This is a genomic window from Steroidobacter cummioxidans, assembly GCF_003104955.1.
This window is the reverse complement of record NZ_LSRW01000120.1, coordinates 1-9769: the sequence shown is the minus strand read 5'-3', so window position 1 is coordinate 9769 and position 9769 is coordinate 1. Positions and strand designations below refer to the sequence as shown.

Genomic DNA, 9769 nt, shown 5'->3' with positions numbered 1-9769 from the left:
GGCTCGGAGATGTGTATAAGAGACAGGCAATAATCTGCTTGGTGAAGGAGAGATGGGAATGCTTGCACTGCTCAGCGTGGCCGGGCTGGTCGCCGTCGCGGCCATCACGCNAGGACCGAACAATTTCGTGGTCATGCACGTCGCGGCCCGCGCAGGCATCGTCAGAGCGCTGCCCGTGATCGCCATGATCGTGCTGGGCTCGATCGTCTTGCTGACGCTGGCGACGACCGGCGCAGGTACCGTGCTCGAAGCGCGGCCGGCGCTTGCACGTGCCCTCACTATCGCCGGCTGTCTGTATCTATCGTGGATGGGGATATCGCTGCTGCTCGCGCGAGACCAGGCTCGCCCAGCCCTGCTACCCGAGCATCCGCTCTGGATCTTCGGTTTTCAGTTCGTCAATCCGAAGGCCTGGGTAATGGTCGTGACAGCAACCTCCGCCCTGCAGCCGCACATGGACGCACGCACAGCGCTGCTCACACTTGCGGTTGTCTTTGTTTCGATCACGACGCTCTGCCTGTTGCTGTGGTCTTTGCTCGGCGCGCGCCTGAGGAGTTGCCTCGAGCGTGGTGCTTGCAAAGTGTGGTTCGACCGCGTGATGGGCGCAATGCTCATCGCCTTCTCAGGATTGCTCACACTATGAACGTACTTGGCATTTGCGGAAGTCTGCGCCGCGACTCCTACAATCGGTCGCTACTGCGCGCGGCCGCCGAGCGGGCACCGGCCGGGATGACGATTCACCCGGACGACAGACTCAGCGCCATCCCGCTCTTCAATGAAGATCTCGAACACGACACCCCCGCAGCGGTACGCGACCTGCGTCGAGCGGTGGCGGCAGCCGATGGACTGCTGATCGCAACTCCCGAATACAACCAGTCGATTCCCGGGGTGTTGAAGAATGCGATCGATTGGCTCTCGAGACCCGCACCCGAAGAGGTTCTCGTCGGCAAGCCGGTGGCCGTCATCGGCGCGTCGGGCGGCCGCTGGGGAACGCGGCTTGCGCAGAACGCTCTGCGCCAGGCGCTGTTCGCGACCGAATCCGTGCCGCTGCCGAGCCCGGCATTGTTCGTACGCGAAGCGCAGAATGCATTCGATGCGGATGGCGGCCTGATCGACATCGCCATCGGCCAATCCCTGGATGCGCTGCTGGTCGAATTCGCCCGATGGATCGAAATCACGCACCGGCACCGGCCATGAGCGCAAGAGCGCTCGTCCGCTGCTAGCTAATATCCGACTGCCTTACCGCGCTCGTTGCGTCCATCGCTCGCGCCGAGTCGTTGGCCCGTGGCGAGATCGATCTGGATGCATTCGCCATCGCCGCCGAGACCGAAGCTGATCGTGTGGCCACGACCTTCGAGCAGCTTGATGGTGTCGGGCGAGAAGCGATTGCGCTCCATCGCGATCCGATCGGGAATCCATTGATGATGGAAACGCGGCGCGTTGACCGCCTGTTGAATGTCGAGCCCGAAATCGGCGACGCCGACCAGGATGTTCGCCACCGTCGTAATGATGGTCGGGCCGCCCGGCGAGCCGAGCACCAGCCACAGCTTGCCGTCCTTCAACACGATGGTCGGCGTCATGGCCGACAACGGGCGCTTGTTCGGCCCGACCAGATTGGCATCGCTCTGGATCAAGCCAAACATGTTCGGCACGCCGGCCTTGGATGAAAAGTCGTCCATCTCGTTATTGAGCAGGAAGCCCAGCGAGCCGATCGTCACTTTCGAGCCGTAGCTGCCGTTGAGAGTGGTGGTCACGGCGACCGCGTTGCCGTCTTTGTCGACCACCGAATAGTGCGTCGTCTGAGTGGACTCCGGTGCCGGGGCCTTCACTGGTTTTCGTTTCGCGTAGTCGGCCAGCGCTTGCGAAACTTTCGGTCGCTCCAGGCGTGCCGAAGCAGTGGCCCGTTGCGGGTTGATCGAAGCGCGCCACTCGTCGGCGTATTTCTTGTCGCTCAGCTCGATGACCGGCAGGCTGCTGAACTCCGGATCGCCCAGGAACTGCGCCCGATCGTAGAACGCGCGGCGATAGCTCTCCACGATCAGGTGAATCGCCTCGGCCGAGCCGAAGCCCGCCTTCGCGATGTCAAACCCTTCGAGAATATTGAGTGTCTCGATCAGCGCGATGCCGCCGGACGACGGTGGCGGTGCACTGATGATATCGAGGCCACGATACGTCCCTCGCACCGGCGTGCGATCGACGACTTCGTAGTTCTTCAGATCCTGCACAGTAATCAGGCCGCCGCCTTGCTGCATGAACTCCGCGATCTCGCGCGCCATCTTGCCGGTGTAGAACTCATCGGGATTGGCCACGATGCGCTCGAGCGTGCGCGCCAGCTCCGGCTGTTTCAGCACATCGCCCTGACGCCAGCCTTTGCCGTCGTTCTGGAAGATGCGCTTGGAATCCGGGAAGTTCGCCATGTTCTTGTCGTTGGTGAGCGAGCGTGCCTCGGCCCAGTCGAGCTCGAAGCCTTCTCGCGCCAGCTTGATCGCGGGCGCGACGACTTGCTGCAGCGTCAATTTGCCGTATTTCTTTTGCGCATGGACCATGCCTTTGACGGAGCCGGGAACGCCCACGGCCTTGTAGCCGACGCGGCTGAGCATCGGCACCACATTGCCTTGTGCGTCCTGATACATCGTCGAGGTGGCTTTACCCGGGGCTTTCTCTCGGAAATCGAGGAAGTGGGTTTCGCCCGAGCTCATACGCACGAGCATGAATCCGCCGCCGCCCAGGTTGCCTGCGGCCGGATGCACGACCGCGAGCGCAAATCCAGTCGCGACCGCTGCATCGATGGCGTTACCGCCCTCTTTCATCATTTCCACGCCGGCCTGCGAAGCCAGCTCGTGGACGCTCGCGACCATGCCGTGGTCGGCGCGCTCCGGCTGCATCCCGGCAGCCACGCACAAGGGTGCGACGAACAGGGTAAAAACGAACAGGAAACATCGAGCCTGGAGCTTCATACACGGGGCCTGTATGTCCGACATGCGGCCCATTGTGCCGCACAGATCGCATTCACGGCCACACTTCGCCCCGCGAGCCGCCATTCCCCCCAAGATTCCGCGTGATCCCGGCGCTCCGGTGGCGGGATTCAGCGATATTCGGCCCTTAGTCGTTGCTTATCGATCTTGCCCGTGGTCGCCAGCGGCATGCCGGCGACGCGCACGATGGCATCGGGCAGCCACCAGCTGGCGACACGCGATCGAAGTGCGTCCAGCAAGGCCTCGTCGGTGATGTGCGCGCCTTTGTGCGGCTCGACCACCAGTATCGGGCGTTCGCCCCATTTGGGATCCGCGCGGCCCACGACCGCGACCAGCGCGATCTCCGGCAATGCACCGATGATGGCCTCGATTTCGGCGGGATTGATCCACTCGCCGCCCGATTTGATCAGGTCCTTGGCCCGGCCGGTAATACTCACATTGCCATCGCGGTCGATGATGGCGAGATCGCCGGTATCGAACCAGCCCTCGGCGTCGACGGCAGATTCAACCTCGCCGAAGTAACGTTCGACCACGCTGGCGCCGCGCACGCGCAATCGTCCTTCGCGGCCACGCTGTTCCGGTAACGCCGCTCCGTCGGCATCGGTAAGTAACAAATCGACGCCGAGCGGCGGCCGTCCGGACTGAGTGGCCTTGCCCACCGGTGCCGTCGCGGGCGTGACCGTGCCGAGCGGTGACAATTCGGTCATGCCCCAACTGGTTTGAACACGGACGGCGAGACGCTGCTCCAACCGATCCATCAATGACTGTGGCACCGAGGCTCCGCCGAGCATGATCCGCTGCAGTGACGGTACTTCCCCACCGATTTTGTCCAGATGGTCCGCCAGCCCGAGCCACACCGTCGCGACGCCGGCCGCCACCGTCACGCCCTCTGTATTGATGAGATTCGCGAGACTGGCGCCGTCCTGATGACGGCCCGGCAACACCAGCTTCGCGCCGGCCGCCGGCCCGGAGAAAGGCAACCCCCAGCCATTGGCATGAAACATCGGCACGGCGACCAGGACGGAGTCGCGCGCCGTCAAGCCGCTCGCGTCCGCCTGCAACTGATGAATCGTATGAAGATAGTTCGATCGATGCGTGTACGTGACACCCTTCGGCCGGCCGGTGGTGCCCGAGGTGAAACACAGGCCCGCCGGCGTGTTCTCGTCGAATCCACCCCATGCAAGCGCCTGACCGCGTTGCTCCAACAGCTCTTCGTACCGCCATACACGCACGCGATCGCAGTCTGGCAGCACCGTCGGCGCGCCAGGCTCCTCGAGTACCACGAGATGCTTGATGGTTGGACACAGCGCGATCAGTTTCTCTGCCAGCGGCGTCAGATCCGCGCTGACCGCCAGCACACGATTGGCCGCCTGATGGATGATCCCGGCCAGATGCGTTGGTGACATTCGCGGGTTGAGGGTGTGACACACGACGCCAATGCCGACGGCGCCGTACCAGCACTCCATGTGCGATTGACTGTTCCAAGCAAGCAAACCGAGATGATCGCCCGGCGCGAGACCCAGCGATCGGAGCGCGCCAGACAGGCGCTGGCTTCGCTCACGCAGGGCTGAATACCCGATGCGGACGGTAGCACCGCCGCTGCCGCCCGTCACGACTTCGACGGCGCCGTGCCACTTGGCTGCGTGATCGATGAAGCGGTCCAGCGTGAGCGCATAGGGCTGCATTGCGCCGGCAGTCGAAGCAGTCGTCATCCAGTCCCTACTTCTTTTTCCTGCTCGCCTTCGTGGCCTGGCAGATGGCGTGAAAGCCGGCGGCCATGAACTTCGCCATGTGCCGTCGGATCGATTCGAAATCCGCGGACGAGCACAGCCCGTGCGACAGCTCGTCCAGTCGACCGGTGCGCGCCATGTTGTGAGTCATCGCACCCGAGACGAAGTGATAACCCCAGAAGATGGTTTCTTCGTCGCAATCCGGCATCGCCTTTTTGAGCAGATCGATCAGCGCCAGGACCACCGGATTGAAGTACTTGGTCATCTTCTCGGCACCCCAGCCGGCGGCACTGTTGGCCTGCGCAGCGATTTTGCCGAATGCGGCCCACTGTTCCGGATCTTCCAATTGCACGTTCAGGTCGGTATCGATCCAGGCATGCAAGGCCCCCTCGACCGTGACCTTGTCGCCGGCCTCTTCGGCATAGCGCCGCATCGCGTCCAGTCGATTGCGCGCCGAGATGGGCGCCCGCCGCGCCCAGACCGCTTCGAAGATGCTTTCCTTGCCTTTGAAGTGATAGTGAATCAGCGTCGAGCTGATACCGACGCGCGCGGCCACATCCTTCAAGGTGACGCCGTGATAGCCGAACTCGGCGAACAGTTGTTCGGCGGCATCGAGAATGCGGGAAATGGATGCTTCACGGACGCGCGCCTTGTGATTTGGAACACGAGTACGGCGTCCTGCTGATGGCGCGGTGCGCGGCTTCGTTTTGCTGATGGTGCTCATGGGTTGTCAGGCTGCCGAGCTGCAGCGGGATCGTCAACGCTGAAGGCTGAGAAGCCGATATCCAGCCGCCAGCCCCGCCCCTGCTGGCGCCGTGTCTGGATCAGCCGGTCGGCGAACGCAAAGGCGCCGGGATGCAGATCGCGGGCGGCGGACGGTTGTTCGTCGATATCGAGATAGCCGCGCTGCTCCGTGGTATACCGAGGCCAAGGCGGCATGTTCGATGCGGTGGGGATGCCGTCCCGAACGAACGACACCCAATAGCCCATCATGGCGTCGGCGAGCTGCGATTCCGCATTGGAGAACGGCGGCCGCGGCCAGTTCGGTCCAAGCGCCGCGGATTCGCCGACCTGACCGAAGATATAGGGCAGCTCGCTGGCATGAAACGCCGCCAGGTCGAGAGCTCGCTGCGACGGCGTGCTATGCCGGAAATAATAGAGATAGGACGGCAGCCCCGCCTCCGCCTGTCGCCGCACCAACGCCTGGGCGGTCCAGTCGCACGCACCGTCGCGAATCGAAGCCATCACGTCTTCCCTGGGATCGACGCCGGGGTACACGGCCAGGAAATCGTCGGCTTCGGCACCGAAGCGGCGCCGGACATCCGCTTCGTAGGCCGCCCGGTTGGCGGGAATGTCGCTCGGCATGAAGTACAGCAGAGAGCGGATTTCGCCTTCATTGAAGCCGGCAATGATCGGCACCTTCGCCTGCTCGCCGTGAGCAAATGTTTCGAACAGCTCCCGTGGCAACACCACGCCATCGATCACCGGCTCCGGTCCCCATTTGCTGGCGAGCCCCGCCATGAACAATTTCACGGGATCAGCGGCACGCAGCGCAGCTGCGGTCGAAACGCCGGCGGCCTTGGCCAATGCTTCGCCTTCGGCCTCGGCGGAACGAAGACCCAGTACGTCATCGCGCAGCGCACGGTTGGTCTGCATGTACGCGCTCTGCACGATCGCTCTGCCGAACAAGCCATGCGCGAGCGGACTGGCGAGCAAGGAGACTACACTCAGCCCGCCCGCCGACTCGCCCGCAATCGTCACTTGCGAGGGATCGCCTCCGAACTCGGCGATGTTGTCACGAACCCAACGCAGCGCCTCGATCTGATCGAGCAGGCCATAGTTGCCGGACACGCGTTGTGCCGACTCGGCACTCAGTGCCGGGTGCGCGAAAAAGCCCAGCAAGCCGAGTCGATAGTTGATCGACACGACGATGATTCCCTGCTGAGCCATCTTGCCGCCGTCGTACATGGGCTCCGAGCTGCCCCCTCGCAGCAGCCCGCCACCATGAATCCACACCATGACCGGCAGCTTCCGTGCACCGCTCGGCGCCCAAACATTGAGGGTCAAACAATCTTCGCTGGGCGAGGCGATGTCACCAAAGTACACGCTCGTCGGCGGGTACGGCGGCTGCAGGCAGGAGTGGCCGAATGAGCGAGCATCGCGCACGCCCTTCCATGCGGGCGCCGGTACTGGCGCCCGCCAGCGCAGATTGCCGATGGGCGGCTTGGCGTAAGGAATGCCCTTGTAGGCGTCGACCTTGGTCGCCGCTTCGGTCACTCCCTGCACGATGCCCGTGCGGATCTGGACTTGTGGACGTGGTTCACTCGCGACGGCAACCGTCGCGAGTGTGAGCCACAAGGACCCAGCGAACATTCGCAGTGTCATCCGCATGGGTGCCGGCTCAGAATTGATAACCGACACGCACGCCATACGTTCTCGGCCGCAGGATGGTGTAGCGGCTGTCGACGAAGGCCTCCGGATGGATGTACACGACCGCATCGCTGTTGCCGAGATTCTCCACGTACAGCGTGGCCGTCATCTTGTCGATGCCGAAGCCGGTCTGCAGATTGATGTACGTGTAATCATCGGTCATGCCGTACAGCGGATTGCGCACCCCAGGTCGGCCCGGCGTGTTCGGGAAGCCGTTGGGGAACGAGCTGACATGCGCGATCTGGAAGCTGCTGAAGCCGGTGACCGCGCCGCCAAGCTGGTAGTTGTATGTGCCGAAGAACGATCCCTGCACCCGCGGCGACGCCAGACGCGAATCCTGCTCCGCGCCGGAGATCGCGGCTTCCTGAGCAGTGAGCGCTTTGACTTCGGCCTGATTGAGTGCGAGGTTCAATCCAAACATCAGCCCACGCACGGGCTTGAAGGTAATTTCCGCTTCCAGGCCCTGGCTTGCGGCGCGCCCGACGTTGGTCGCGAACTGCACCGAATCCGACTGCCGGTTGGCTTGCACCTGGATATTGCGCCAATCGATGTAATACGCGGCCAGGTTGGTGGTCAGCTTGCCGTCCAGCCACAGCGCCTTCAGACCAATCTCATAGTTGGTGAGATCGTCCGAGCCGGCCCCGGCGGGAATGACCAGGTCACTCGAGTCGATGGTGCTGACGCTGCCCGCTCGCCCGTTGTAAACCGGCGTGCGGTATCCCGTCGACACTGTGACGTAGGTCATCAGGTCGCGCGACGGCTCATAGCTGAGGCTCGCCTTCCACGACGTCCTTTCGGCTGACTTGAAGCGCGAAGAGGTCGCGGCAACCGGTACTAACGGCAGCGCCCCCGGGATACCGAACAGCGCGTTGGTGAAGTACGCCGTGTTGAAACCTGCATCGGTGTCCAACGTTCCGCCATATTTCCCGTAGCGCAGGCCGCCGGTCAGCGTGAGCTTGTCCGTGAGGTGATAAGCGAGCTCACCGAAACCTGCGAGCTCGTAAGTCCGCGTGTCGCTGCCGAAGGCGTTGAAGGTTGCATCGGCCGGCAACCCCGTGATGCCGCGCGCGGCCAGGAATTCCGGACTCGATTGTTGCTTGCCGACCAGATCGAGGTCGCGATCCAGATAGAAGGCGCCCGCCACCCAATCGAACCGCTCGCCAGGATTGGACACCAGTCGCAGTTCCTGCACGAAGGTGTCCGTTTTGTACACGTCATCCAGATAGAAAGGGATGGCGCGCGCGAAGGTGCCGGCGAGGTCGACGGAAAAGTTGCCTTCGGCGATCGAGTAAGTCGACGAGCTGGTCAGATCCGCGCCGTCGAACCGGTAGTCCACGGTCGCGTTATAGATCTGCGTCTTCGAGGTGTAGAGGTCGGGACGCACGGAGTAACGTTTGCGCTCTCCCAAGGTCGGATTGCTCAAAGAGGCGTCTTCGGGCTGGCTGTCCTCGTAGGAGCCCATCAATCGCACACTCATGCGCTCGGTCGGCTCCCACAGCAGGATGGCGCGGCCGCCGGAGTCCTTGAGCGTATTGGAGTTCTTGACGCCGGTGCCAACGTTGTCGAGGAAGCCCTCCTCGTCACGGTGAAAGCCGACGACTCGCAGTGCGAGCTTATCCGTGACCAGGGGAATGTTGACCATCGCGTTATAGCGCTGACGCATGCCACCGCCGTCCGGCGTATGGCCCAAATCGACCAGCGCGGAGGCATCGTAGTTCGTCAGATCGGGACTCTTGGTCAGGATACGCAACGCGCCCGACAGCGAACCCGATCCGAACAGCGTGCCCTGCGGACCGCGCAGGAATTCGACGCGTTCGATGTCATAGAGGTTGGGATTGAGCGTCACCGTGTTGCCGATGGTGCTCAGAGGCAACTCATCCAGATAGATGGTGGTGGTGGTCTGCAAACCCGCGCCCCAACCGTTGGTTGAAATGCCGCGAGCAGTGAGGCGAACGTTGTTATCACTCGCCACGTTCAGCACGGCGCCCGGTGTCTCGCGCGCGATGCCCTCGAAGCCGACGATACCTTTCTGCGTCAGCTCGGTTTGTGACAACACCGAAATACTGAGCGGCACATCCTGCAGTCGTTCGCTACGGCGGGTCGCTGTGACGACGATCTCTTCGACCGCCATCGACTCTCGAGCGTTGGCTGCAGTTGATGAGTTCTGCGCGCCGACCGGAGTCGCTGCCGCCACCAGCGCGACAAGTGCCGCCGCTCTCTTGTCCAGATCCAGACGATTCATCCTATCCCCCTATTGGCCTGTGCCGCTTTTTTCGTGCCGCTGTTCGGGCATCGGGCGAGGCGTTCGCTTCGCCGTATCTTAGAATTAACATTGACTGACTCGGCAGTCAATATTAAGGTCGACCCCATGAGCTCACTATTGCTGTCCCGTCGTGACGTCGACTTTTTGTTGTTTGATTGGCTGGACGTGACGCGCCTGACCGAGCGCCCCGTGTTCGCCGATCATTCCCGGCAAACATTCGACGCCGCGCTCGATACTTATTCGCAGATTGCGCACGCCGAGTTCGCGCCACATAACAAGAAAGTGGATCGGGAGCCGCCAAAACTGGTCGGCGACACAGTGGTGTCGGCACCGGAACAGCGCTCGGCATTGCAGGCATTTGCCGCTGCCGGCCT

Annotated in this window: 8 protein-coding genes; 3 read left to right on the top strand and 5 right to left on the bottom strand. The window is 62.7% G+C overall.

Going from position 1 to position 9769, the window contains the following annotated elements; genetic code table 11:
* Positions 1 to 52: 52 nt before the first annotated feature.
* Together D0550_RS34125 and D0550_RS34120 are read left to right on the top strand one after the other, a co-directional pair.
* On the top strand, positions 53 to 640 hold the full coding sequence (locus tag D0550_RS34125) for a LysE family translocator (protein WP_116813688.1): 588 nt from the start codon (positions 53 to 55) through the stop codon (positions 638 to 640).
* Positions 637 to 1194, top strand: coding sequence for an NADPH-dependent FMN reductase (locus D0550_RS34120; protein ID WP_116813687.1), 558 nt, complete (start codon positions 637 to 639; stop codon positions 1192 to 1194). Before D0550_RS34125 ends, D0550_RS34120 begins: the two co-directional genes overlap by 4 nt.
* Before the next feature lie 26 nt (positions 1195 to 1220).
* Here D0550_RS34120 and ggt read toward each other — a convergent pair whose 3' ends face one another.
* The 5 genes from ggt to D0550_RS34095 all read right to left on the bottom strand — a co-directional run bounded on the left by ggt (position 1221) and on the right by D0550_RS34095 (position 9374).
* Positions 1221 to 2954, bottom strand: a complete 1734-nt coding sequence (gene ggt / locus D0550_RS34115; RefSeq protein WP_116813685.1) for a gamma-glutamyltransferase — start codon at positions 2952 to 2954, stop codon at positions 1221 to 1223.
* Between the two features lie 128 nt (positions 2955 to 3082).
* On the bottom strand, positions 3083 to 4684 hold the full coding sequence (locus D0550_RS34110; protein WP_206606725.1) for an AMP-binding protein: 1602 nt from the start codon (positions 4682 to 4684) through the stop codon (positions 3083 to 3085).
* Between the two features lie 7 nt (positions 4685 to 4691).
* Positions 4692 to 5426, bottom strand: coding sequence for a TetR/AcrR family transcriptional regulator (locus tag D0550_RS34105; protein WP_116813682.1), 735 nt, complete (start codon positions 5424 to 5426; stop codon positions 4692 to 4694).
* Positions 5423 to 7075, bottom strand: a complete 1653-nt coding sequence (locus D0550_RS34100; RefSeq protein ID WP_206606724.1) for a carboxylesterase/lipase family protein — start codon at positions 7073 to 7075, stop codon at positions 5423 to 5425. The genes D0550_RS34105 and D0550_RS34100 overlap by 4 nt, the downstream gene beginning before the upstream one ends.
* Positions 7076 to 7103: 28 nt before the next feature.
* A complete protein-coding gene (locus D0550_RS34095) occupies positions 7104 to 9374 on the bottom strand; it encodes a TonB-dependent receptor (protein WP_116813680.1) in 2271 nt (756 codons plus the stop codon).
* A 126-nt stretch (positions 9375 to 9500) separates the two neighbouring features.
* Between D0550_RS34095 and D0550_RS34090 the strand changes: the two genes are divergently transcribed.
* Positions 9501 to 9769 (top strand): acyl-CoA dehydrogenase N-terminal domain-containing protein (locus D0550_RS34090; protein WP_161966223.1); only part of this gene is annotated, 269 nt, incomplete at its 3' end.